At 41.3% G+C, this 823-nt stretch carries 1 pseudogene; it reads right to left on the bottom strand.

The features are described from left to right. Positions 1-169: 169 nt before the first annotated feature. Positions 170-823: pseudogene (locus tag IE163_RS17645) on the bottom strand (IS1380-like element IS942 family transposase); the annotation flags it as partial.

Here is an 823-nt window from a genome sequence, read left to right as displayed (position 1 = left end):
ACCTCAAATCCGCAACCTATAGGGTTTAGTGGGATTTTGCTTGCAAAGCGACAAAATTCATTTTATTGTACATATTTCTTGCACAACAGAAATGTCGCAGACACAAAATCCCCTTACCCCATAAAGCGACTTGAGGTAATACGCTGGTTTAACCAGAAAAGCATGGTCTTTAACCAAAGTCTGTCTTGAACAGGTTGGCATAAGCATTGTTGTCTGAGTAAATATTCAATACATGCCTACGTGATGTCTTAATCCATTTCGCAGGAACAGAGATGAACTTGAAAACAAAGGTCTTGATTCTGCTGGTGGCACGCAATCCAAATTCATGGGTTTTCAATCTCTGCATAATAGCTTTGTAGAAGTTTCTGATGAGAGCTGTCATAAGCAGGAATACAGTATTCTGTGCCATGAACGATTTTGGCAATCGATTCCAGCCAAAGCCATTGTTCATGTCATCGAAGATGCGTTCCTTGCCACCACGAAGATTGTAGAATTCCACGATGTCTCTTGCACTCGACTTGTAATCGTTAGTCAGTATACATCTGTAGGTATATTCGCCTTCCCAAATGTCAAGGTCTCCATCTATTCGCCTTTGTCTCTGTATGACAAGACGATACGGTTTTCCTTTCCATTTCTCAACAAGGATAGAATTCAACTCAAACTCAATACCGTTGATTTCAACAGTTTTCCATCCAGTTAAGGCAAACATGGAATCGTAGAAAGAAGAGCATCTGTTGGCACGAATATAAAAATGCCTGCAATGAGCCTCTACCATATCTACGATTTCCTCCGAACATGAGCCGCAATCCATGCGGGCACGAGA

Origin of the sequence: Alishewanella longhuensis, from assembly GCF_014653435.1 — a bacterium.
Taxonomy (GTDB): Bacteria; Pseudomonadota; Gammaproteobacteria; order Enterobacterales; family Alteromonadaceae; genus Alishewanella; species Alishewanella longhuensis.
Note: the sequence above shows the minus strand (reverse complement) of the source record. Positions and strands in the feature narration are given on the sequence as shown.